Here is a 22,950-nt window from a genome sequence, read left to right as displayed (position 1 = left end):
TTGATCATCGAAATGATCTGCGTCTCGGAAAATCGGCTCTTTCTCATTCGTCTGCTCCTTCGAGGTCGAGCAGACCCTACATCAGAGCGAGGGAGTTTCCGGGGGGCAGGTCACCGTGTTCGAGAACCTCGTAACCTACATCGAGCGCGGCGAGATCCGGCCGATCGTCGCGAAGACATATCCGCTGCGCAACATCGTCGAGGCGCAGAAGGATTTCCTGTCGAAGAGCACCATCGGCAAACTCGTTCTCGAAATCCCGGAATGAACCGGGTCGGCCCAGGCGTATCCACGATGAAGATCGAAAGAATAGATGTCTTCCAGGTCGATCTGCCCTACGCGGGCGGGGTCTACCGGCTGTCGGGAGGGCGCGAATACACGAGCTTCGACGCCACCATCGCGCGGATCACCACGGACACCGGGCTGGAGGGCTGGGGCGAGAGCACGCCCTTCGGCGCCACCTACATCGCCTCGCATGCGATGGGGGTGCGCGCGGGCATCGCGGAGATCGCACCGAACCTGCTCGGCCTCGACCCGCGCCGCGTGGACCGGATCAACGATGCGATGGACCAGGCGCTTGTCGGTCACGAACACGCCAAGACGGCGCTCGACGTCGCCTGCTGGGACATCTTCGGCAAATCCGTCGGCATGCCGGTCTGCGACCTGCTCGGCGGGCGCACGGATGCGAGGATGCCCGTCATCTCGTCGATCTACATGGGCGAGCCCGAGGAGATGCGCGGGCGCGTCGCCGCGCATCGCGCGCGGGGCTATGTCGGCCATTCGATCAAGGTCGGCGGCGATCCCGTCACCGACGCCGCCCGCGTCGCGACGTCGCTGGCGGATGCGCGGGCGGGCGAGTTCTTCATCGTCGATGCGAATGGCGGCATGACGGTGGAATCGGCGCTCCGCATGTTGCGGCTGATCCCGCAGGGGCTCGACTTCGTGCTGGAGGCGCCTTGCGCCACCTGGCGCGAATGCGTCTCGCTCCGGCGCCGGACCGATGTTCCGATCATCTTCGACGAACTCGCGCTCAGCGACGCCTCGATCGCGCAGTTGATCGCCGATGACGCGGCCGAGGGGATCGGGCTCAAGATCTCGAAGAACGGCGGGCTGACGCGCGGGCGGCGGCACCGGGATATCTGCCTCGCGGCCGGCTACACGATCAGCGTGCAGGAGACGACCGGTTCCGACATCGCCTTCGCGGCGATCGTCCACCTCGGCCAGACCGTGCCGGAGAGAAACCTCCGATGCGTGCTCGAAAGCCGGGACATGGTCGCGCTCAGGACGGCCGATGGCGATTTCGACGTGACGGACGGGCGCGTGACGGCACCCGACGCGCCCGGGCTGGGCGTGACGCCGCGGCTGGACGTGCTGGGCGCGCCGGTCGCGAGCTATGGCTGAGGCGGTTCTCGGAAGGTTCCCATGATCGATCAGGCTCAGGTCTTCAAGGACGCCCGCAAGGCGGCCTATCTCAATCCGGAAGGGGCCGACCGGCCCCTGCGAAGCCCGGTTCCGCATGCGACGCTGGAGGCCGCGCGCGCCTACCGGCTTGGGCGTCTCCGGGCGGAACTCGAACGCCACGATGTCGCGGGCATCCTGCTCTTCGATCCCTGCAACATCCGCTACGCGCTCGACAGTTCGAACATGCAGGTCTGGACCCTGCACAACGCCACGCGCTACGCGCTGATCTTGAACGGCGGCCCGGCCATACTCTTCGAATACGCGAGCTGCGCGCATCTCGCCGAGGGGCTCGGCGGTGTCGACGAGGTGTGCGTCGCGCGGAGCTTCCTCTACCACGCCGCGGGAGACCAGGGCGAGGACCGGGCGCGGGCCTTCGCCGCCGAGATCGCGGCGCTCGTGCGCCGGCACGGCGGCGGCAACCTCCGTCTGGCCATCGACAAGATCGAGCCGCTGGGTCTCGACGCGCTCCGCGCCGAAGGGCTCGCCTTCGTCGAGGGACAGGAACTCGCGGAACAGGCCCGCGCGATCAAGAGCCCCGAGGAAATCGCGCTGATGCGCTGGACGATCCGGGTCTGCGAGGCCGCCATGGCGCGGATGTACGAGGCGTCGGAGCCCGGCATCACCGAGCGCGAGCTCTGGGCGATCCTGCATCACGAGAACGCCCGTTCCGGCGGCGACTGGCTCGAGACCAAGATCCTGACCTCCGGGCCCCGGACCAATCCCTGGTTCCAGGAATGCTCCGACCGGGTGATCCGCGGTGGGGAGATGATCAGCTTCGACACCGACATGATCGGCCCCTACGGCTATTGCGCCGACGTGTCACGCTCCTGGACCTGCGGGCATCTTCCCATGCGTCCGGATCAGCGGACGAACTACGCGGCCGCGATCGACCAGATCGGGCACAACATGGCGCTCATCCGTCCCGGCCTCACCTTCGCCGAGTTCAACGAGCGCTCCTGGCGTATCCCCGAACGCCACCGGCCCTATCGCTACAGCGTGGCGGTGCACGGGGTCGGGATGGCGGACGAATGGCCCTTCGTGCCGCTGCGTCCGGATTTCGACCCGGGCTACACCGGCGAGTTCGCTTCGGGACAGGTGGTCTGCGTCGAAAGCCTGATCGCCGCCGAGGGTACGGAGAGCATCAAGCTTGAAACCCAGATCCTGGTCACGGACCATGGCGCGGAGCGGCTCGACACGTTCCCCTGGGAGGACATCTGAGACCGCGCGCATCGAGCGGTCCGCATTGTTGAAGAAGGTAGCAAATCATGGTCGTCCGGCACAATCTGACACTCGCGGAGCTCTATCCGCACTGGAACTGCGATGAGGATGACCGGCTGATCTGCCGGGCGATCTATTCCGAGACGCAGGACATCAAGACCTTCGCCTTCACACCGGCGGAGCCGCGGCAGTTCAACTTCGCGCCGGGCCAGTTCCTGACCTTCGAATTCCCGATCGATGGCGAGACCGTCAACCGCTCCTACACGATCTCCTCGACGCCGACCCGGCCGTTCTCGATCACGATCACCGTGAAGCGCTCACCCGGCGGGGTCGTGTCGAACTGGCTCCACGATCACCTTCAGGTCGGCGACGTGGTCCGCGCCGTGGGACCGCTCGGCGAGTTCTCGACCTGGGCGCATCCCGCCGAGAAACGGCTGTTCCTGTCCGGCGGGGTCGGTGCGACGCCGATGATGTCCTATGTCCGGCGCGATTTCGACATGGGCGAGGATTTCGACACGCTCTACGTGCATTTCGCCCGGACGCCGAAGGACATCGTGTTCCGTCGGGAGCTCGAGTCGATGGCGATCCGGCGGATGAACCTCAAGATCGCCTATGTCGCCGAGCAGATGGAGAACGAGCGGTTCTGGAGCGGCCTGCGCGGGCGCTTCTCCCCGCATCTCTTCGCGACGGTCGCCGAGGACTTCCTCGAGCGCGAGATCTTCTGCTGCGGTCCGGCGCCCTTCATGGCGGCGGTGCGCGGCCATCTCGCGGCCTCGGGCTTCGACATGCGGCGCTATCACGAGGAAAGCTTCGATTTCGACGCGCTGCCCCAGGCCGAACAGGAGGCCGCCCCGCCGCCGCCCGACGCCACGGTCCGAAGCTTCGAGATCACCTTCGCGAAGTCGAACCGCACGGTCGAGTGCGACGAGAACACCAGCATCCTGGCCGCCGCGCGGCTCGCGGGGATGCGCCTGCCCGCCTCCTGCGCCAAGGGCCTGTGCGGCACCTGCAAGTCGCGCAAGCTCGAGGGGACGGTGGAGATGAACCATGCCGGAGGCATCCGTCAGCGCGAGGTGGACGCCGGAATGATCCTGCTCTGCTGCTCGACCCCCCGCTCGGATATCGTGATCGACCGGTAACGGCGACCGCTCGCGCCGCGGCGGGTGTGCCGGCGGCACGACTCACGCGGGACAACCGATCGAGCGGTGAGAACGGCGCGATCGGAACCTGTTTCCGATCCGCCGGATCGCGCCCGGCGCGCGACACGCCGAGCGGTATCGCAGGAGATCGAACCTCACACGGGGGCGGCCGAGAGTACGGATCAGAGGCCGTAGAAGCGTCGCGCCGTGTCGCCCCGAACCCGCGCGGCCTCGGCGGCCGGAAGATCCGCGAGCAGCGTTTCGACCATTCCGGCCCAGCGTGCATAATCGGACGCGAGGTTGAGGACCGGCCAGTCGCTGCCGAACATCAGTCGATCCGGGCCGAAACAGGCCAGCAGATGCTCCGCCGCGGGACGGATTCGATCCAGCGTCGGCGCATCTCCCGCCTCGGTCAGCAGGCCCGACAGCTTGCAGAAGCACGCGGTCTCGGCCGCGATCCTCGCGATGTCCTTCTTCCACGCCTCGATCTCTCCGGTCGCGAGCGCGGGCTTGGCGCCATGGTCGATGACGAACCGCAGGCCGGGATGTCGCCGCGCCCGCGCCAGCAGCGGGCCGAGGTGGCGGGGCAGAACCAGCGCGTCGAAGGTCAGGCCGCGCTCGACCAGCGCCTCGAACACCGGATCGAGGCTGGCGCGCAGGAGCCACTCGTCATCGGCGATATCCTGGATCATCGGGCGGATTCCGCGAAACTTCGGGTGGAGCGCGAGCCGATCGAGCGTCACCAACGCGTCCGGCGCCTCCATGTCGATCCAGCCGACGACACCGGCGATCCGGTCGGCGCCGGCGGCGGTCTCGAGCAGGAACTCCGTTTCCGCCACCGTCGCGGCGGCCTGGACGACCACCGTCCGGTCGATACCGGCGGCGTCCAGCAGCGGGTCGAGGTCGTCCATCGTGAAGTCGCGATATATCTCCGCGAGATCGGGTGTCAGCCAGCCATAATCGCCACGCGAGATCGCCCAGAGGTGATGGTGGCTGTCCACTCTCATGCCAGTCCTCCTTCGCCTTGAGGGCGCCGCGCCACTGTCGCGTCGAGCCCGGGGGCGGCGCGGACCGCTCCGGACAGCGCCGCCCGGGACGCTTCGGCACGGGATGGTAGTCGAACGCTGAGCGCCCCGCCAGAACCGGCGGTTCCCGCGGGACAGATCGGCCGGCGCCCCGGCAGGCTCCGGGCACCGCCGTGAGGCCAGAACCGGCTTCACGATTTTCTTGGTTGAGATCTTCGTGGATTTCGGCGAGACAATACGGGAACTTGCGTTCACCCTGCCACTCGCTGCGAAGAGGGGCGAGAACTTTAACGCCCCCCGCGTCCGGTTCGCGTTGCGACCCTCGGCGACCGCTGTCGCCAGGGAGCGCCGCTGGACGGCCGCCAGCGAGGTGAAGAGGGTCACGGGAGGCCCACGGCCCTGGCCGAACTCCCGTGATCGCCCGCCGCGTACGCCCTTCGCGGCGGGCGAACATGGCCCGCGCCACCAGCGTCGCGCCCCGGAATCGTTCCCCCGAGTTCGCACCCCCGCGCGATGCGCGTCGGTCATCGTCGCGGGCCATGGCTCCGGAGACGCGCCGCCACGCACCAACCTGGCGCGCGCCCTTTCGTCGCACCTGTCCACCATCGGGGCGGACCGGGACAGGCGGCCCGGGCAGTCGATGGATGGCCGTTCCGAAATCCCCGGCCGTGCCGGATTCGGCTTGACCCGCGGGCGTTTCAGAGCCATCGGGCCTCAATGCCCTCTGCGCGCGAAGGAGAGAACATGGGACGCTTGACCGGAAAGACCTGCCTCATCACCGCCGCCGGACAGGGGATCGGCCGGGCCTCGGCCGAGGCCTTCCTGCGCGAAGGTGCCACGCTCTGGGCGACGGACGTGAACGAGGAGGCCGTGGCGCGGATCGACGGCGCCAGCGCGCGGCGCCTCGACGTGACCGACGCGGGCGCCATCGAGGCGCTGCTGGCGGAAATCGGCGATATCGACGTGCTCTTCAACTGCGCGGGCGTGGTTCACGCCGGCTCCGTGCTCGAATGCACCGACGAGCAATGGGATTTCGCCTTCGATCTGAACGTCAAGGCGCAGTACCGGCTCATCAAGGCCACCCTGCCCGGAATGCTGAGGCGCGGGGGCGGGTCGATCATCAACATGTCCTCCGTCGCCTCGTCGCTCAAGGGCGTGCCGAACCGCTGCGCCTATGCGGCATCGAAAGCGGCGGTGATCGGCCTGACCAAATCGGTCGCGGCCGATTTCGTCACGCAGGGCATCCGCTGCAACGCGATCTGCCCCGGCACCGTGGACAGCCCCTCGCTGCACGACCGGCTGCGCGCGACCGGCGACTACGAGAAGGCGATGCGGGATTTCATCGCCCGCCAGCCGATGGGCCGCGTCGGCGCGCCCGAGGAAATCGCCGCGCTCGCCGTCTATCTCGCGAGCGACGACAGTTCCTTCACGACCGGGCAGGCCCATGCGATCGACGGCGGCTGGGCCATCTGACCACGCGGCTGACGGAATTCGACCCGCGCGCGCGGGGAGAGCCACCCCGAAACCGGAGTGGCGTGCCGGGTTACTCCGACTTGTCGTAGGAGAACTGGATGCCGGCGGTTCCGCCGGTCTCGATGAAGAGGCTCATGAAGGCCGGAACCGTCTCCGAGCGGCTCCAGTCGCGCTGCAGCTCGCAGAAGAGCTGCGGCACGCTGATCATCACGCCGCCCGCCTGCTCGATGCGGCGCAGCCCGGCCTCATGCGCGGCGACGGAGGTGCCGCCGACCGCGTCGGCCACGACATAGACCTCATATCCCTCCGCCAGCGCGTCGATGGCCGGGAAGGTCAGGCAGGCTTCGGTCCAGAGCGCGGTGAAGATCAGCTTCTTGCGGCCGGTCTCCTCGACCGCCTTCCGGAATTCCTCATCCTCCCAGGAATTGATCGTGGTCCGGTCGTAGGTCGGATAGCCGTCGAGCACCTTCCTAAGCTGCGGGATCGGCGGCTTGTTGAGCCCGGTCTTCACGTTCACCGTCGAATGCACGACCGGCAGCCCATAGGCGACGGCCGCCTTGGCGGTGCCGACGATGTTGTTGACGAGAAGCTGGCGGTCCATCGATGCGATCGAATTGACCTGCACGGGCTGATAATCGATCACGATCAGCGCCGAGTTCTCGGGGGTCAGCAGCCGGTCCGCGACCGGATCACGGCGGGTTTCGCTGGTCATGGGAGTCCTCCTTGGATTCTTGGGCTTCCTGGTTCGACGGTTGTCAGCCGCGCTCGGAGTCGAGCGCCTCGCCCTCGTGCTCGACGGACCGCGCCTTCTGATAGCTCTCGATCAGCAGCTGATACTCGGGGAAGATCCTGGTGTAGACCTCGGCCCATTTCTCCGCGTCGTCGCGGTGCCAGGTCTTCTGGATCTCCGAGGCGACGGCCGCGGTGTCCATCGGGACCGCCCCGGCCTGCACGACGCGTGCCAGCGTGATCTCCTGCGCCATCTTGGAATAGGTGCCCGAGGCGTCGATGACGACGAAGACCCGGTAGCCCTCCGCGATCGCGCTGATCGCCGGGAAGGCCATGCAGACGCTGGTGATCGTCCCCGCGATGATCAGCGTCTTGCGTCCCGTCGCCTTGACCGCCTCGACGAATTCGGGATTGTCCCAGGCATTGATCTCGCCCCGCCGGGCCACGTATTTCGCATGCGGCGCGTTCTGGTGGATCTCGGGGATCAGCGGCCCGTTCGGCCCCTGCGGCACCGAGTCCGTGGTGACGACCGGAATGTCGGCGAGCGTCGCGATCGACGCGAGCGCGCTCGCATGGCGCCTGAGCGCCGTCATCGGCATGTCGTTCACCGTCTGGAACAGGCCGCTCTGATGATCGATCAGAAGCATCACCGCGTCGTCGGGATCGATCACCGGACGCTTGTCGCCGAAATTCGCAGGGTTGGTCATGGTTCCTCCTCTCGCGCGTGGCCGCCGGGCCGCTGTCCGCGGATTGCCCTTCGATCGGCCACATCCGCGATGGTAGAGTGAGAAGGGAAACGGTCAACAAATACTCGTTCGATCTTTCAGAACGCCGAGTTCCGTCCTTTCAGGTTGACGACCCGTCGGTTCCGTCATTGAGTCGCCCTGCGATCAATCTGCCGGATCAATGAGGCCTCACATGACCACGCTCTATTACGCCGTCGGCGCCTGTTCGCTGGCCCCGCACATCGTTCTGGAATGGATCGGCGCGCCCTACGAGGCGGTGAGGGTCGAATACGGCTCGGAGGAACTGCTCGCGGTCAATCCGGCGGGCGCGGTGCCGACGCTGCGCGAGGATGACGGCTGGCTGCTGACGCAGGCGGGGGCGATCCTCGACTATCTCGCCCAGAAGCATCCCGAGGCCGGGCTTTCCGGCGGCGAGAGCCTGCGCGAGAAGGCGGAGGCGCATCGCTGGTCGGCCTTCTTCACCAGCGACATGCACGCATCCTTCTGGCCGATCTTCATGCCGGATCGCTACACCACCGAGACCGGCGACGAGGCAAAGAACGCCGTGGTCGCCGCCGGCCAGAAGCTGGTCCTGAAGCAGATGGGCATCCTCGACGCCCATCTCGAGGGACGCGACTGGGTGCTCGGTCCCGACCGAGGCACGCGCTCGGTCATCGACGCCTATTCCTTCCCGATGCTGCGCTGGGCGAGAAAGCTGCTGCCGGGCGGCCTCGCCGACCATTCCAACGTGCAGGCGCTCCACGACCGTGTCGCGGCGGACCCGGAGGTGCGGAAGGTTCTCGACGAGGAAGCCGGCAAGGGCAAGGCGAAGTGACGACCGGCATTCACCACGTCACGGCGCTCACTCGTGACGTTCAGCGCAACGTCGATTTCTACCTGGGCTTCCTGGGGCTCCGGCTCGTCAAGCGGACCGGCGGCTACGAGGACGCGGAGCAGTTGCACCTCTTCTACGGCGACCAACTGGGAAGCCCCGGCTCGCTCGTCACCTTCCTCGTCTGGCAGGATGGCTCCCCGGGCCGGGTCGGGCTCGGACAGGTGAGCGAGATCGCCTTCGCAATCCCGCGGGCCAGCATCGGGGACTGGCTGCAACGGGCCATCGCGGCGGGGGTGCCGGCCACGGGACCGGCGCGCGAGCTGGGCGAGACGGTCCTGCGGCTCCGCGACCCGGACGGGATCATCGTGAAACTGGTCGGCGCGGACCTGCCCGCCACGGCGCCGCTCGCAGATCCGATCGCGCCGACGCGCATCCGCTCGGTCACGATTCTGACCGAGGACGCCGAGGCGACGGCGCGTTTCGCGGAGCGCTTCGGCTATCGCGAGGCGCTCCGCGACGGGCCGTTCATCCGCATGGCCTCGGACCGCGACGTGATCGACCTGCGCCAGTCGGCGGGCTTCGTGATCGGCGGGCCCGGTACAGGTGTCTTCGACCATGTGGCGTTCCGCGCCCCGGACGTGGAGGCGGTGCGGCGCATGCGCCTCGGCCTGCGCGACCATGACGGCCTGACCAACGTGCATGACCGCAAGTACTTCCTGTCGCTCTATGTGCGCGAGCCGGCGGGGACGCTGTTCGAATACGCGACCGACGCTCCGGGCTTCACGGTGGACGAGGAGCCCGAGCATCTCGGCGAGACGCTGATGATCCCGCCGAGCGACGGGGCGCGGGCGGAAGAGCTGCGCGTGATCCTGCCGCAATTCGCGCTCCCGGGCGAGGAGAGGATGCCCGCGCGCGATCTGCCGTTCATCCACCGCTTCCATGTCCCGGACGATCCCGACGGCTCGGTGATCGTGCTGCTTCACGGGACGGGCGGGGACGAGGCGGATCTGATGCCGCTCGCCGCGCGGCTCGATCCGCGCGCCACGCTGCTCGGCGTCCGGGGCCGTTCGACCGAGGAAGGGACCCTGCGCTGGTTCCGCCGGTTCGATCCGGTCACCTACGATCAGGAAGACATCCGCGCCGAGGCCACCGCCTTCGCAGCCTTCGTCGAGGGGGCGATCTCTGGCTATGGCCTCGACCCGGACCGCATGACCTTCCTCGGTTATTCCAACGGGGCGAACCTCCTCGCGGCGATCCTCCGGCTTCATCCGGGCGTGGTCCGGAGAGCGATCCTGCTGCGCGGGGTCGAAGTGCTCGACGCGCCGCCCGCGGCTGATCTCGCGGGAACGCGGGTCCTGCTGACACGTGGCGAGCACGATCCTTTCGGGGCCCTCACCGAAGCGCTCGTGGCTTCGCTCGACGCCGCCGGCGCGGAACTCGACGCGCGGACCATCGACGCGGGGCACGAGCTGTCGCCGGAGGATACCGGGGTCGCGAGGAGCTGGCTCGCCGCGGCGACGGCCTGACCCCGCCGGCACGCCGGCCTAACCTTCGAGGATCAGCCCGGCGGCGAGGATCAGAAGGACGAATGCGAAACCTCTCTTCAGGGCCTCCCCCGGCAGGCGGCTGGCGAGCTTCGCGCCGACCGGCGCACCGAGGACGGCGCCGATCCCGAGACCGAGCAGGGCCTCGACATGGATCGAGCCGAGCATCGGCGCGGTGATCCCGTCGAGCGGCCGCAGCGCGTGGAAGATCGCGCCAATGACCGTGACCGGCAGACCGATGGCCGCCGAGGTCGCGACCGCGCACACCATCTTCCATCCGCGGCCCGCGAGGTAAGGCACCATGAACACGCCACCGCCCGCGCCGATCAGGGCGCCCGCCACGCCGATCGCCGCGCCCGCCGCGCGATCCTGGCCGGGACCGGACCGTTGCGCGGCGGCGGGCGTCCCGCGTCCCCGCAGCATCCTGACCGCGACGAAGACCAGGAAGGCCGCGAAGATGAGCCGGAGTGCCCCGGGGGGAAGCCGTGTCACCAGCACCGATCCCGCCAGTACGCCGGCGAGGCTGAACGGCACGATCCGGGCGAAGAGCGACCAGTCGATGTTGCCCAGCCTGTGATGCGCCAGCACCGAACTGACCGAGCCGATGGTGACGATCCCCATCGAGGTCGCCAGCGCCACGACCGGGGCGAGCGGCTCGGGCACGCCGAGATGCGGCAAGGCGAAGGTCAGGACCGGCACGGCGACGAGCGCCATGCCGACCCCGATCAGCCCCAGCAGCACCCCGCCTGCGATCCCTGCGATGAAGAGGGCGATGAACGTTATCATGATGTCCTGTCCTTTCCCCGCGCCGCCGCGACCTTGGAGCGCATCACGAGAATTCCGGGTCGCTTCGCGCGCGCTCCAGGATCAGCGGAATGACGATGTCCTCCTCATCGGCCAGATGCTGGCGCAGGATCGGCGCGAACCGCTCCACCACCTCGGCGAGCGCGTCGATGGCGAAACGCTGGTCGCTCGTCATCACGCCTTCCGTCTGCCTCAGCCGGCGCAGGCTGTCACCCGTCGTCGCCGCGAGCTCGTCGATCGCGTCGTGGATCGCGTGATGATCGGTGTCGAGCACCTCGAAGGCGCGCAGGAGCCGCGGCTCAGCGCGCTGGAAGATCGGGAAATAGTGGTGATCCTCGACCCGGTGATGGCCGTCGAGCCCGCCGAGCAAGCCGCCGACATGCCGCCTGATCGAAGGGCCGCTGTCATAGGTGGTCTCGCCCTCCTCGCTCAGCTTCGTCAGCTGTTCGGCGATCTTCGTGATGACAGCGCGGAAATGGTCGTGGTTGCCGAGCCAGATCTCGCCGGTGCCGGCGAGTCCGGCCCGCCCGCGCCAGGTTTCACGCGGATGCTTCCTTGCAAGAAACAGCAGATCGTCGGGGAGGCCGCTCCGGTCTCCGAGTTTCAGTGGATCGTCCATGGCTCCTCCTTTCGCCGGCGCCCGCCGCGCGGTCCGGCTCGCCATCATGGCTCGCCATCATTGCCAAGGGGCGGGAAACCCTTGCGCGACGGCCGAACCGCCTCGTTTCTCGAAATGGGAAGCGGTGGCGGCTGGACAATGGCGCGGCCGTTCGGCTCCATGGAACGCGGAGTTCGCAAGGCGTCCTCTGGAACGAACTCCCCCGACAAGGCATTTGTCTTGGCGACAGACAAACCGCGGGCAAAAGGCCCGGACTACGAAGGAGAAGGACATGAGCAAGCCGAAGATCGTGATCATCATCGGATCGACCCGCAAGGCGCGTTTCGCGGACAAGCCGGCGGCCTGGCTGCTGGAAGAGGTCAAGAAGCGGGACGATCTCGAGGTCGAACTGCTGGACCTGCGCGATTTCGACCTGCCGCTTTTCGACGAGGTCGCCTCGAACCTCTGGGTTCCGAGCTCGGACGAGCGCGCGGTGGCGTGGCAGAACAAGATCGCCGAATTCGACGGCTACATCTTCCTGACGCCTGAGTACAACCACTCGATCAACGGCGCGCTGAAGAACGCGCTCGATCAGGCCTACAAGGAATGGAACCGGAAGCCGGCGGCGGCGATGGGCTACGGCGGCGTCGGCGCGGCGCGCGCCATCGAGCATCTGCGCGGCATCGCGATCGAGCTGCAGATGGTGCCGCTCCGCAATGCCGTGCATCTCGGCGGCGGCGAGTTCATGAAGGTCTCGCCGCTCGGCAAGAACGGCGAGATGAGCGAAGTCGCCGACATCCTGCGGCCCTCGCTCGGCGCCATGCTCGACGAACTCGTCTGGTGGGCGAATGCGACGAAGGCCGCACGGACGAAGACCGCCGAGGAAGTGGCCGCCTGAGGGCCACTGATCGAGGGGCCGGCCGATCCCGGTCGGCCCTCCCTGCCACCGGAGGACTTGGCCATGCCTGCCCGAGACCGGACGACCCCGCTCGTCCTGCCGTTCATGGGTCCCTTCTACGAACGGATCGCGGAACCGCTCGCGCTGCTCGGGCTGCGGCTCGCGGTGGGAGCGCTCCTGGTGATCGAAGGCTGGCCCAAGATCACCGCGCCCTTCGCGATGGCCGGGTTCGTCGAGAACATCGGCCTCCATCCCGGCTGGCTCTGGTCGGCGGTGCTGGCGGCGATGCAGTTCATCGGCGGGCTGATGATCCTCGCCGGAGTCCTGACCAGGCCCGCGGCGCTCGTCAATGGGGCGATGCTGGCCGTGACGCTCTGGTTCCACATGAGCCATTCCTATGGGGAGGCGATTCTGTCCCCCGAGGGCATGGCGACACTCGCGGAAAACGGGGCGATGTTCACCGCGGACGGGTTGCGTAACCTCGCCGCCGATGGCGGGGCGACCTTTCTTCACCAGGTCCAGTTCAAGGCGGAGGGTCTCTCCACGCTCTGGACCGTCGCGGCGTTCTTTCTCGCCGCCTTCGGCGCGGGCCCGGTCTCCGTGGACCGCGCGCTTCTGAAACGGGAGTTCTGAAATGAGCGACACGAAGATCACCAAGGAAGACGATGGCGGGAAGGGCCGCTACGTTGCCCGGATCGACGGAATCGACGCCGAGGGCGAGATCACCTTCACCCACCGCGCGCCCGGTGTGATCAGCGCCGATCATACCGGCGTGCCGGACGCCATGGGTGGACGCGGTGTTTCGAAGGCGCTGCTCAACTTCATGCTGGACGATGCCCGCGAGAACGGTTTCCGGATCGTGCCGATCTGCCCCTTCGTGCGGGCTCAGTATGCGCGGCACCCGGAATGGTCGGACCTCTTCACCACCAAACCGGGTGAGGACCCCTGACCACTCGCATTCCGTGCAAGGCCCTGGTGAAGCCAACCCGCCCGGACCGCGACATAGGTCGCGCTTCGGGCGGCTTTCCCGATGACCGGCGGCGATATCGCATTAGTGTGTGAAGCGACCAACGAGAAAATGAAGCGGAGGACCACATGAAACTGACCCTGCCCATCGTCGCGTCGGCTCTGGCGCTGTCATTCCCCGTCGCCGCGATGGCGGAAAGCGCGGAGAACATCGCTCCCGAGATCGATGTCATGCGGCGCATCGCATCGGCCTATGACGAGAACGGCGACGACAAGATCAGCGTGGAAGAGTTCCGTGAATTCACCCGTACGGTATGGCGTTCGATGGACACCAACGCCAGCGGATCGGTCGAACGGGAAGAGTTCATGCTGTGGGACCCCGGATTTTCGCACGCCGCCGAGATGAAGGGCGAGCTCGAGGATTATACCGAGCTCAAGGGCCACGTCTTCGACTACTGGGATCAGGACGACGACGGCATCGCCACCCGAGAGGAAGTCATCGAGCTCTCGGACGCCGAGTTCGCAACCTCCGACTCCGATGGCGATGGCTTTGTGACCGGCCGCGACCTCGCCTTCGGCTCCCCGACCTTCGCCGCCTTCATCTTCGGCGCCGGCCCGGCGACCGAATGAACCAGGCGACGCGCCCTCTTCCGGAGGGCGCGTCCTCCTCATGGCCGCGTCAGGCGGTGATGCTCTCCGCGAAGCCCGCGACAAATTCGGTCAGCGCTTTCCGCGTTTCCTCATCCGTCAGATCGCCGTCCGCGTCGAAATGGCTTCCGGCGCGCGAGACCAGCATCCGGCCTTCCAGCCAGGGCCGCGTTCTGAGCGTGCGAAGCACCGGCAGCCAGCCGTTCTGCGCCAGCACCGTGCCGAACCCGCCCGGCGAGGCGCCGAGGAGTGCGACCGGCTTGCCCACGAAAGCCTTCAACCCCGGCCCGCGCGACATCCAGTCGATCGCGTTCTTGAACACGCCGGGGATGCCGTTGTTGTACTCGGGCGTGACCAGCAGCAGGCCATCCGCCTCCCGAAGCTGTCGCTGCAGGGTCCTGACCGCCGGCGGAAGCCCCTCGGCCGCTTCGAGATCGGCGTCGTAGAGCGGCACGTCGCGGATCGAGCCGGGGGCGATCGTGACCCCTTCCGGCGCGACCTCCACCGCCGCGCGCAGCAGTCCCGCGTTGAAGGAAGCCCGACGCAGGCTGCCTGACAGGCCAAGGATCGTCGTCATGGTCGCTCCAGTTCATGTTGACCGCGGGCGGCGCCGCGCCTCCGGGAGACTTTCGCCGTCCGCCGGGCCCGGATCAATCCTCGGATCAACCTGCGGATCAATCCCCCGACATGGGCGCCCCCTGCGCGTGAAAGCCGCCGGATCGCTCCGGCGGCCCTGTTTCTTCCCGCGAGTTCAGGCGAGCGGCCTCAGCCCCGCCTCGATACCCGCGCGGCGCGGTTCGAGGAACGGCGGCAGCGACAGCGCCTCGCCCATCGTCTCGAAGGGCTCGTCCACCGCGAAGCCCGGTCCGTCGGTCGCGATCTCGAACAGGTTCCCGCCCGGCTCGCGGAAGTAGAGCGAGCGGAAGTAGTAGCGCTCGACCTCGCCGGAATTCGGGATGCGGAAGCCGCGAAGCTGTTCGGCCCACTGCCGGATCGTGTCGCGGTCGGGGGTACGGAAGGCAACGTGATGCACCGCCCCCGCGCCTTGCCGCGCGACCGGAAGCCCGGGCTGGACCGCGACGTGCAGTTCCGCCGAGGGACCGCCCGCCCCCATCTCGAAGACATGGACCTGACCCTCGCCATCGGGCGAGGTATAGTCCCGTGCCGGGCGCAGGTTCATCACCCGGGTGAGCACCGCCTCGGTCGGGGCGAGATCGGGGACGGAGATGGTGATCGGCCCGAGGCCCCGGATCTGATGCTCGGCCGGAACCGGGCTCCGTTCCCAGGGATGCGCCGCGCCGGGCTGATCGGCGGTCAGGCGGAAGCGCTGGCCTTCGGGGTCTTCGAAGTCAAGCGTACCCCGGCCGTCCGTCGTCGCGATCCCGCCGAGGTTCAGGCCCTGCTCGCGCAGCCGGCCCGCCCAGTAATCGAGGCTCGCCTCGTCGACGCGCAGGCCCGTCCGGCTGATCGAATGCGTGCCCCGCGACTCCCGGCCCACGGGCCAGTCGAAGAAGGTGAGATCCGAGCCCGGGCTGCCCGCGCCATCGGCGAAGAACAGGTGATAGGCGGAAGTGTCGTCCTGGTTGACGGTCTTCTTGACCCGGCGCAGCCCCAGCGTCTCGGTATAGAACCGGTTGTTGGCGGGCGCGTCGGCGGTGATCGCCGTCAGATGGTGAATGCCGGTGAGGTCCATGGCTTTCTCCCTTGCGTGTCTGTTGGCGATGATATCGGCGTACCGGCGGTTTCCCGCCAGTGCCTCGCTCACGAAGCCGGCGTTCGGGATTTCCGAACGGCGGAAAGGCCGCTAGACTGAGCCGATGCGCTACAGCCTGGACGAGATCGAGACTTTCCTGACCGTGATGGAGCTTGGCACCGTCACCGCCGCCGCGGCGCGGCTCAACCTCTCGAAATCGGTCATCTCGAAGCGGATCACCGATTTCGAGGCCCGTGTCGGCGCGGCGCTGTTTCGCCGCAACGCGGGGCGGATCACGCCCACCGAGGCGGCCGCGCGCCTCGCCGAGCGGCTGCGCCCGGCACTGACGGAACTCATCGCGGCGACCGAGAGCGCGGGCTGGGAGATGGACGGCGCGGCGCCCCTGATCGGCTCGCTCGCCGTCGCCGCGCCGATGAGCTTCGGCACGCTCCATCTCGCACCGATCCTCGGGCGGTTCGCGGCGGCGCATCCGGGGCTGAGCCTGCGCGTCGATTTCGACGACCGCGCCCGCGATCTGGTGCGCGAGGGGTTCGACGTCGGCATCCGCATCGGCGAGGCCCGCGACGGCGCGCTGATGGCGCGCAAGCTCTGCGAGGACCGCCAGTTCGTCGTGGCGAGCCCCGGCTATCTCGCGCGGGCCGGGACGCCCGAGACGTTGGCCGATCTCGCCGACCACCAGACCATCGGTTACGCGCATATGGCCGATGCGCAGCTCTGGCAGTTCCGGCAGGGCGGCCGGGTCATCTCGCCGCGCGTGAACGGGCGGCTTGTGCTCAACAACGGCGAGGCGATGCGGGAGATGGCGATCGCCGGCCTCGGCCTCGCGATCCTACCGGGCTTCATCGTCGCCCCCGCGCTCGCGGACGGGCGCCTGCGGCGGGTGATGGCGGAGAAGGAGACCCGCCCGCTGCCGATCATGGCGGTCTGGCCGCCGGTCAGCCCGATGCCGGCGAAGCTCCGCGCGCTGATCGACCATCTCGCGGCGGAACTGGCGGGCGGGCGGCCATGGGATGCCGGGGGCACGGAGCCCTGACCTATTCCGTCAGCACCGCGCTGACATAGCCCGCGAGCCGCAGGACCCGCCCTTCCAGCGAAACCCCCGGGGCGGCGGCGGGCGCGATCGGTTCGGCCGAGCGAAATGTCTCCGGGATCTCGAGGCCCACTTCCTCCGGGCCGAGGTTCGCGACCAGCGCCCGCCTCCCCGCGGTCGTATCGAAGGCGACACCACTGACGAGCGGCGCATCCGAGATGAGCGGATGCCGCGTCCCGCCCGCCGCGCGCGTCAGTTCNGCCTCCCCGCGGTCGTATCGAAGGCGACACCACTGACGAGCGGCGCATCCGAGATGAGCGGATGCCGCGTCCCGCCCGCCGCGCGCGTCAGTTCCGACTGGACGCGCCCGATCGGTGGCGGCGCCTCCGCCGGATCGAAGATCCCGAAATCGCCGGAAGGAGAGCCGAGGGTGAGGACCGCCACCCCCGCCTCCGCCGCCCGGGCGGCGGTGCCGATCGCATAGGCGGCTCCGAAGAGCGCGGCGTGGCGCGGGTCGATCCGCGCCGCCGCCACCCGGCGCCGGTCCGGGTTCGGTTGCACGGCGGCGCCATAGGGATTGTGCCGCGTGCCGATCCCGCAGGACCCGAGCCAGATCGGAACGCCGGGCCGGAGCGCGCGGGCGCTGGCGATCAGTTCTGGATAGACATCGAGCGTCTCGACGATGGAGGCATCATCGGCCGCATGGACATTGGCCGCCACGCTGAAATAGACGAAATCAGGGTGGCCATCGGGTGGATTCCGGTTGAACTCGGTGAAATTCGATGGCGTTCCCGCGCCGATCCGCCCGGAATATCCCTCCGCCCGCAGCGCCTCGACCATCGCTCCCACGGGATGCTCGCCCGGCGGGAGCGTCCCGCTCGGACGGGTGCGGAACTCGCGACGGGGGGAACAGAGGATCGCCCCGGGCTCGACGCCGGCCCCCGCGACGATCCGGAGCGCCTCCGCGGCTTCCGCCGCGGGCTCGACCGTGTCGCAGATCAGTTCGATGGCGAGGGACGCGTCGCAGTTCCGGGCAAACCGTGCCGCCTCGGCCAAGGGCGCAGGACCGTCACCGGACGCGGGATCGAGCCTGACGATCAGGTGCCGGGTCAGCTCCGGCGAGGCGATGGCGGCACCGAAACCCGTCTCCTCGACGAAGAACGCCGTCTCGGGCATCGCCCCGCCCGCGTCCCCAAACCGAAGCCCCGACCGGCGCGGACTGGCGGCGGCGGGCGCCAGCGCCTGGCCGCGCGCCTCGATCACCACCGATTGTCGGTCACTCGCACCCTTCGCGATCACATAGGGACGCGGTTTCGAGAGCGGCCGCACATAGGTCTTGAACGAGGCATCCGCCCAGTTGCGCTGGTCCTCCATTTCGAAGACCTCGCCCTCGAAGCTCACCTCGCACGAGAGCCCCGGCGCGGGTGCGTGGGTCATGGCCGCGATGTCGAAGGCGGGCTGGTCAGGACTGATCCGTTCCGGAAAGCGGGTCCGCTCCACCGTCCCGTCGCCGTGGCGGATCGTGAGATCCCCGCCCGCGGCGGTGAACGGGTGCAGGACGACGAACCCCGTCCGGTTGGTCTCGAAATCCTCGATCGCCTCACCTTCGGCGATAAGGCTCAGGCGTCCGTCCGCCGTGGCCTCGACCCGCATCCGATAGCGGATACGCGGCTCCGGCACGCCGCAGAGCCCGGTGTAGATCACGCTGAAGCGCCCCTCGGTCTCGCTGACCGTGAGATCCTCGAACCGCGCGCGGAGCGTGCCCCAGGATGCGTCCCGCGCGAGGTAGCTGACGGCGCGCACAAGCTCGATCCCGTCGAAGCGAATGTCGCGCAGGCCCCCGTCCTCCAGGATCGCGGTCAGTTCGCCGGCCCGCAACCGCCTGCGCTCCGGCACCGGTTCCTCCGTCCCGAGAAGCGCCATGGCCGGGATGGGGCCTCGGTCGGGGCCGGTCATGGCAGGACGGCGTCCCGGTCTTCGCTCAGCACGAATTCGGTCACGGTCTTCCGCCGGACCATGGCGCGGGTGCGCTCGTCGAACAGGCGGAAATGCGCGGAGGCGAGGTGCAGTTCGAAATCGGCCCGGCTGTCGTAGATTTCATAGAGCAGGACCTGCCGGCCGGCCTCCGCCCCCGTGGGGGTTAGCACGTCGAACCGGCGGCATCCCGGCTCCACGCGCAGGGATTCCTCCGCGTTGTCGCGGACGAGCCGGTGAAAGCCCTCGAATGCCCCGTCCTCGAGATCGAACAGCACCGTGATGACATAGGCGGGGCGGGGAAGATCAGCGGTATTCACGGCCAGCATGTGTCCTTACCCCTCCGTTCAGGTCTCGCTTATGGGTGTGCGCAGGATGCCGATGCCCTCGGCCTCGATCTCGACCACGTCCCCCGGCCACATGAAGACCTGTGGGTCGCGGAAGACACCGACGCCGGCGGGCGTGCCGGTCGTGACGATATCACCCGGTTCGAGCGGGACATGCTCGGACAGGAAGGAGATCAGCCTCGGCAACGAGAAGAGCCAGTCCGAGGTGTTCCCGTCCTGCAGGGTCCGCCCGTTCAGCCGGGTGCGAAGCGCGACCCGGTCGGGTCTTGGCATCGCATCCGCGGTCAGGACACAGGGGCCGATCGGCGCGAAGCCGGCGAAGTTCTTGCCGATGGTGATCTGGCTGTCCTTGAACTGCACGTCGCGGGCGGAAATGTCGTTGAGCAGCGTGTAGCCGAAGATCGCGGGCATGACCGCCGCCTCGGTCGCCCGATGCAGCGGCGCGCCGATCACCACCGCGAACTCGACCTCGTAATCCACCTGCTCCGTCCGGGCGGGCTTGGCGACCGGCACATCCGGTCCCACCACCGAGGAGGGGAGCTTGGCGAAGAAGAAGGGCTCGTCCGGCATCTTCGCATTCGGGTTCTCCCTGGCATGGCCGCGGTAGTTGATCCCCGAACAGAGCACCTTGCCGGGCCGGAGCGGCACCTCCAGCCGGACATTGGCGAGCGCGTGGCGCGGCGCGTGGGCGAGGCCGGCGCGAATCCGCTCAAGCGCCGGCTGGCCCTCGCGGATCACCTCGATCACGCTCTCGGCGAGGCCCACCTCGGTCAGCCCCGCGACGCTCTCGCCGTCGAGCACACCGGCCGCGATCGGTCCACCAGGACGCGAGAAGGAGACGAGCTTCATGTTTCCTCCGTGACGAAAACCGCCTTGTGCAGCGCCATGGGGTTGCCCGCGAGACGCGCGAAGACCTCGGGCGCCTCCGAGAGATCGAAGGCGTTGGCGATGCCGGGGTAGCGGATCGCCCCGGAGGCGATGAGGTCGAGCGCCTCGGGGAAACAGTCGACCGAGGCGCGGGAGCCGAGAATCGTGACTTCCTTCCGCGTGAAATCGAGCCCCGGCAGCGTGATCCCCTGCCCCTTCCGCACCAGTCCGAGGATCACGATCCGCCCGCCCGAGGCGACGAGATCGATCGTCGATTCCATCGCGGCGGGTGCGCCGGTTGCCTCCATCACCACTGGCATCCCTTCGCCGCCGGTCAGATCCAGCACGCGTTCGATCAGCCCGTCGCCGCCTTCGACCGGCGTCGCGCCGAGATCCGCCGCGGTGGCGAGGCGCTCCGGAGCGAGGTCGGTCGCATAGACCTTCGCGCCGCGGGACCGTGCGACCTCGACCAGCGCGAGACCGATCGGACCGGCCCCGAGCACCAGAACGGTGTCCTCCGCCCCGACCTCGCCCCTGCGACAGCCCTGGACGCCGATGGCCACGGGCTCGGCGAAGGCCGCTTCGAAATCGCTCAGCCCCTCGGGCACCGGGTCCAGATTGGTGACCGGCGCTGCGACGAGATCCGCGAAACCGCCTTCGCGGTGCACGCCGACGATGGTCAGGTTCGCGCAGCAATTCCGCTTGCCGACGCGGCAGGGGTAGCACGTCCCGCAGCCGATGAACGGATCGACGACCACGCGCGTTCCCGGCGGCGGCCCCTCGGTGCCGGGTCCCAGCGCCTCCACCACGCCGGCGATCTCGTGGCAGCCGATCCGGGGATAGGTCACATAGGGGTTCTTGCCGGTGAAGATGTAGAGATCGCCCGCGCAGAGCCCCGCCGCCCGCACGCGCACGAGCGCCTCGCCCGCGGCCGGGCTGGGCGCGGGGACATCCGCGAGGCGGATGGCGCCCGGCCCGTCGAAGATCGCCGCCCGCACCGTCAGGCCGCCTTCGCCGGGCGGAGGACCTTGCCCCCGGCATCGAATTCGATCCAGTCGCCCGGGCGCAGCAGATAGGGTTCCGCGATCTTCTCGCCGCGGGCGACGGCCTCGGCATGATGGCCCATATAGGCCGCGACATCCGGGTCGCCGTCGAGCGTGATGTAGTGGCAGGGCAGGACCGTCTCGAGTCCGAGCCATTGCGTCGCGAGCACGCCCTCATAGGGGCTCATCTCCCCGGTCAGCATCTCGCCGGGCATCGGGTTGAGGTGCAGGATCTCCTGGGGATTGGCGATGCCGATACAGCCGACATTCGGCCGGTAGAGCTCCGCCTGCAGCTTCATGTCGGAGAAGATCGCGGTGTCGCCATAGTGATAGAACCGCAGGTTCTCCCCGAGATAGACGATGAAGGCCATCGGCACGCCCGAGATGAAGCTGCCGTCCCGGAGACGGATCTGCGACCAGTGGTGGCATTCGACGGGCTGGATCTCGATCCCCGCGACCCTGACCCGGATGCCCCAGGTCGTGGCACGGATCTGGGCCGCCGGGATGCCCCGGTCCATCAGCCAGGCCTTGACCTCGCCGCCGCAGACCACCGGGCAGCCGTATTTCGCGGCGATCCTGTCGGTGTCGCCGAGATGATCGAAGGCGGCGTGGCTCACGATCACCAGATCGACCCGGTCGAACTCCGTCGAGGCGGTCGCCGCGCCCGGGTTGTCGTCGAGGAACGGGTCGCAGAGGATACGCAGCCCGTCGTGGGTCAGGATCTCATAGGCGGCCACGCCATGGAAACGCATCCGCGTATGGGCGGTCCGGGTCATCTCGGGTCTCCCGTTCGGTTCGGTCCCCGGCACGGCCCGGCCGGGGATCAGGCGCTTTCAGGAAGGCGTCCTCGGCGGCGCCGTCAGTTGGCGGCGAGCGCGCTCAGGACCTGCTCGACATTGTCCTTGGTTACCAGAAGCACGCCGGTATCGATCGTATCGGGGATCGGGCGGCCACCCTCGGCCGCCGAGAGCCCGGCGGATCTCAGCGTATTGGTGTTGTAGTCATGCAGGAGCTTGACCGCGTAATAGATGAAGAGCTCGCGGTTCTGCACGACGATCGCATCGACCCAGCCCTCCTGGGCGGTCTTGAAGAAATCGGGCGTCTGCTCCATCGCCGTGACGCGGATGTCGCCCGGCTCCTTGCCCGCCTCGCGCAGCGCGGTGACGATGCCCGCCCCGGATTCGGAGTCGAAACCCGCGATCCCGGCGATATCGGGATGCGCGGCGAGGACCGCGGCGGTGACCTGCGCCGCCCGCTGCGCGTCGCCGCCGTCGTCCTCGTTCGCGACGATCTCGTATTTCCCGCCGCCGTTCGCCTCGATATAGGCGGTGAAGCCCGCGACGGCCTCGCGCATGTTGCCGGCGTTGATGATCGACATGGTGGCGAGCTTGCCGCCATCGGGCAGCGCCGCCATCATCGTCCGCGCCTGCTCCTCGCCGACCGTGGTCCAGTCGGTGCCGATATAGGCGAGGCGGCCGGAGTCGGGCAGGTCGCCGTCATCGACCACGGTGGGCACGCCCTGTTCCATGCAGCGCTTCACCGGCTCGGTCAGCGACGGGTCCCAGCCGCCGACGACGGAGACGCCGCTCGGCTTCTGCGCGCAGACCTGATCGACGGCGGCGATGAAGCCCGGCACGTCGAAATCCGTGGGGCCGGCGACGATGACGCGCACGCCCAGTTCCTCGGCGACGCGCTTCATGCCGACATAATCGTATTGCACGAAGAGCGGGAGGTTCGCCTTGTTCGAGATCCAGTAATAGGTGTGCTCGGCATCCGACGGTCCGAAGGCCGATTCCTGCGCGACCGCGGCCGCTGCGAACCCGCTCGCCGCCGTGACGAGCGCGAGTCCCGCGACCGCCGCCCTCACTCTCATGGTCATGTCCATCTCTCCTTGTCTCCTGCCGTCGCGCGCGCC

25 protein-coding genes are annotated in these 22,950 nt (G+C 68.4%); 12 read left to right on the top strand and 13 right to left on the bottom strand.

Annotation, left to right across the window (positions count from 1 at the left end; all coding sequences use genetic code 11):
• Nucleotides 1–115 precede the first annotated feature (115 nt).
• From ACLJK8_RS15805 to ACLJK8_RS15790, 4 genes are read left to right on the top strand one after another with little or no spacing between them, the layout of a single operon-like run.
• Nucleotides 116–265, top strand: a complete 150-nt coding sequence (locus ACLJK8_RS15805; protein WP_413151309.1) for a zinc-binding dehydrogenase — start codon at nucleotides 116–118, stop codon at nucleotides 263–265.
• Between the two features lie 26 nt (nucleotides 266–291).
• Nucleotides 292–1,398 (top strand): mandelate racemase/muconate lactonizing enzyme family protein, encoded by a 1,107-nt coding sequence (locus ACLJK8_RS15800; protein WP_413151308.1) that lies wholly within the window; start codon nucleotides 292–294, stop codon nucleotides 1,396–1,398.
• A gap of 21 nt (nucleotides 1,399–1,419) precedes the next feature.
• The gene (locus ACLJK8_RS15795) at nucleotides 1,420–2,676 is read left to right on the top strand and encodes a M24 family metallopeptidase (RefSeq protein ID WP_413151307.1); all 1,257 of its coding nucleotides are present in this window, start codon (nucleotides 1,420–1,422) and stop codon (nucleotides 2,674–2,676) included.
• 47 nt (nucleotides 2,677–2,723) lie between these two features.
• Nucleotides 2,724–3,815 (top strand): FAD-binding oxidoreductase, encoded by a 1,092-nt coding sequence (locus ACLJK8_RS15790; RefSeq protein WP_413151306.1) that lies wholly within the window; start codon nucleotides 2,724–2,726, stop codon nucleotides 3,813–3,815.
• Nucleotides 3,816–3,997: 182 nt separating this feature from the next.
• On the opposite strand, the gene ACLJK8_RS15785 is transcribed toward ACLJK8_RS15790, so the two are convergent.
• Nucleotides 3,998–4,822 carry an amidohydrolase family protein gene (locus ACLJK8_RS15785; RefSeq protein ID WP_413151305.1) on the bottom strand — a complete coding sequence of 275 codons (825 nt, stop codon included), beginning with the start codon at nucleotides 4,820–4,822 and terminating at the stop codon, nucleotides 3,998–4,000.
• Between the two features lie 762 nt (nucleotides 4,823–5,584).
• Here ACLJK8_RS15785 and ACLJK8_RS15780 point away from each other — a divergent pair.
• A complete protein-coding gene (locus ACLJK8_RS15780; protein WP_413151304.1) occupies nucleotides 5,585–6,313 on the top strand; it encodes an SDR family oxidoreductase in 729 nt (242 codons plus the stop codon).
• Nucleotides 6,314–6,383: 70 nt separating this feature from the next.
• Here ACLJK8_RS15780 and ACLJK8_RS15775 read toward each other — a convergent pair whose 3' ends face one another.
• Complete coding sequence (locus ACLJK8_RS15775) at nucleotides 6,384–7,025, bottom strand: hydrolase (protein ID WP_413151303.1); 642 nt, start codon at nucleotides 7,023–7,025, stop codon at nucleotides 6,384–6,386.
• Between the two features lie 43 nt (nucleotides 7,026–7,068).
• On the bottom strand, nucleotides 7,069–7,749 hold the full coding sequence (locus tag ACLJK8_RS15770) for a hydrolase (protein WP_413151302.1): 681 nt from the start codon (nucleotides 7,747–7,749) through the stop codon (nucleotides 7,069–7,071).
• Nucleotides 7,750–7,960: 211 nt separating this feature from the next.
• Here ACLJK8_RS15770 and ACLJK8_RS15765 point away from each other — a divergent pair, with 211 nt between their 5' ends.
• Together ACLJK8_RS15765 and ACLJK8_RS15760 are read left to right on the top strand one after the other, a co-directional pair.
• Entirely contained in the window at nucleotides 7,961–8,602 is a 642-nt protein-coding gene (locus ACLJK8_RS15765; protein ID WP_413151301.1) for a glutathione S-transferase family protein, read from the top strand.
• Nucleotides 8,599–10,128, top strand: a complete 1,530-nt coding sequence (locus ACLJK8_RS15760) for a VOC family protein (RefSeq protein ID WP_413151300.1) — start codon at nucleotides 8,599–8,601, stop codon at nucleotides 10,126–10,128. The genes ACLJK8_RS15765 and ACLJK8_RS15760 overlap by 4 nt, the downstream gene beginning before the upstream one ends.
• An 18-nt stretch (nucleotides 10,129–10,146) precedes the next feature.
• On the opposite strand, the gene ACLJK8_RS15755 is transcribed toward ACLJK8_RS15760, so the two are convergent.
• Together ACLJK8_RS15755 and ACLJK8_RS15750 are read right to left on the bottom strand one after the other, a co-directional pair.
• Nucleotides 10,147–10,932: a sulfite exporter TauE/SafE family protein gene (locus tag ACLJK8_RS15755; protein ID WP_413151299.1), complete on the bottom strand. Its 786-nt coding sequence runs from the start codon at nucleotides 10,930–10,932 to the stop codon at nucleotides 10,147–10,149.
• Nucleotides 10,933–10,975: 43 nt separating this feature from the next.
• Nucleotides 10,976–11,569: a hemerythrin domain-containing protein gene (locus ACLJK8_RS15750; protein WP_413151298.1), complete on the bottom strand. Its 594-nt coding sequence runs from the start codon at nucleotides 11,567–11,569 to the stop codon at nucleotides 10,976–10,978.
• A gap of 271 nt (nucleotides 11,570–11,840) precedes the next feature.
• Between ACLJK8_RS15750 and ACLJK8_RS15745 the strand changes: the two genes are divergently transcribed.
• From ACLJK8_RS15745 to ACLJK8_RS15730, 4 genes are all read left to right on the top strand, one after another.
• On the top strand, nucleotides 11,841–12,446 hold the full coding sequence (locus ACLJK8_RS15745) for an NADPH-dependent FMN reductase (RefSeq protein WP_413151297.1): 606 nt from the start codon (nucleotides 11,841–11,843) through the stop codon (nucleotides 12,444–12,446).
• A gap of 63 nt (nucleotides 12,447–12,509) precedes the next feature.
• Nucleotides 12,510–13,079: a DoxX family protein gene (locus tag ACLJK8_RS15740; protein WP_413151296.1), complete on the top strand. Its 570-nt coding sequence runs from the start codon at nucleotides 12,510–12,512 to the stop codon at nucleotides 13,077–13,079.
• 1 nt (nucleotide 13,080) lies between these two features.
• A complete protein-coding gene (locus ACLJK8_RS15735; protein ID WP_413151295.1) occupies nucleotides 13,081–13,395 on the top strand; it encodes a GNAT family N-acetyltransferase in 315 nt (104 codons plus the stop codon).
• A gap of 146 nt (nucleotides 13,396–13,541) precedes the next feature.
• Nucleotides 13,542–14,042: a hypothetical protein gene (locus ACLJK8_RS15730; protein ID WP_413151294.1), complete on the top strand. Its 501-nt coding sequence runs from the start codon at nucleotides 13,542–13,544 to the stop codon at nucleotides 14,040–14,042.
• Between the two features lie 49 nt (nucleotides 14,043–14,091).
• Here the strand turns inward: ACLJK8_RS15730 and ACLJK8_RS15725 are convergent, their stop codons facing one another.
• Together ACLJK8_RS15725 and ACLJK8_RS15720 are read right to left on the bottom strand one after the other, a co-directional pair.
• Nucleotides 14,092–14,637 (bottom strand): NADPH-dependent FMN reductase, encoded by a 546-nt coding sequence (locus ACLJK8_RS15725; RefSeq protein WP_413151293.1) that lies wholly within the window; start codon nucleotides 14,635–14,637, stop codon nucleotides 14,092–14,094.
• A 174-nt stretch (nucleotides 14,638–14,811) separates the two neighbouring features.
• Nucleotides 14,812–15,753 (bottom strand): ring-cleaving dioxygenase, encoded by a 942-nt coding sequence (locus ACLJK8_RS15720; protein ID WP_413151292.1) that lies wholly within the window; start codon nucleotides 15,751–15,753, stop codon nucleotides 14,812–14,814.
• A 124-nt stretch (nucleotides 15,754–15,877) separates the two neighbouring features.
• Here ACLJK8_RS15720 and ACLJK8_RS15715 point away from each other — a divergent pair, with 124 nt between their 5' ends.
• A complete protein-coding gene (locus ACLJK8_RS15715) occupies nucleotides 15,878–16,807 on the top strand; it encodes a LysR family transcriptional regulator (protein WP_413151291.1) in 930 nt (309 codons plus the stop codon).
• Between the two features lies 1 nt (nucleotide 16,808).
• Here ACLJK8_RS15715 and ACLJK8_RS15710 read toward each other — a convergent pair whose 3' ends face one another.
• The 6 genes from ACLJK8_RS15710 to ACLJK8_RS15685 all read right to left on the bottom strand — a co-directional run bounded on the left by ACLJK8_RS15710 (nucleotide 16,809) and on the right by ACLJK8_RS15685 (nucleotide 22,914).
• On the bottom strand, nucleotides 16,809–16,937 hold the full coding sequence (locus tag ACLJK8_RS15710; protein WP_413151290.1) for a hypothetical protein: 129 nt from the start codon (nucleotides 16,935–16,937) through the stop codon (nucleotides 16,809–16,811).
• Nucleotides 16,938–18,756: 1,819 nt separating this feature from the next.
• Nucleotides 18,757–19,107 carry a putative quinol monooxygenase gene (locus ACLJK8_RS15705; protein WP_413151289.1) on the bottom strand — a complete coding sequence of 117 codons (351 nt, stop codon included), beginning with the start codon at nucleotides 19,105–19,107 and terminating at the stop codon, nucleotides 18,757–18,759.
• An 18-nt stretch (nucleotides 19,108–19,125) separates the two neighbouring features.
• Nucleotides 19,126–19,974, bottom strand: coding sequence for a fumarylacetoacetate hydrolase family protein (locus ACLJK8_RS15700; protein WP_413151288.1), 849 nt, complete (start codon nucleotides 19,972–19,974; stop codon nucleotides 19,126–19,128).
• On the bottom strand, nucleotides 19,971–20,990 hold the full coding sequence (locus ACLJK8_RS15695; protein WP_413151287.1) for a zinc-binding dehydrogenase: 1,020 nt from the start codon (nucleotides 20,988–20,990) through the stop codon (nucleotides 19,971–19,973). The genes ACLJK8_RS15700 and ACLJK8_RS15695 overlap by 4 nt, the downstream gene beginning before the upstream one ends.
• 2 nt (nucleotides 20,991–20,992) lie before the next feature.
• The gene (locus tag ACLJK8_RS15690; RefSeq protein WP_413151286.1) at nucleotides 20,993–21,811 is read right to left on the bottom strand and encodes an MBL fold metallo-hydrolase; all 819 of its coding nucleotides are present in this window, start codon (nucleotides 21,809–21,811) and stop codon (nucleotides 20,993–20,995) included.
• Between the two features lie 83 nt (nucleotides 21,812–21,894).
• Nucleotides 21,895–22,914, bottom strand: a complete 1,020-nt coding sequence (locus tag ACLJK8_RS15685) for a substrate-binding domain-containing protein (protein WP_413151285.1) — start codon at nucleotides 22,912–22,914, stop codon at nucleotides 21,895–21,897.
• Nucleotides 22,915–22,950: the final 36 nt, after the last annotated feature.

It is taken from the genome of Amaricoccus sp. W119, assembly GCF_047275745.1.
GTDB lineage: Bacteria > Pseudomonadota > Alphaproteobacteria > Rhodobacterales > Rhodobacteraceae > Amaricoccus.
Note: the sequence above shows the minus strand (reverse complement) of the source record. Positions and strands in the feature narration are given on the sequence as shown.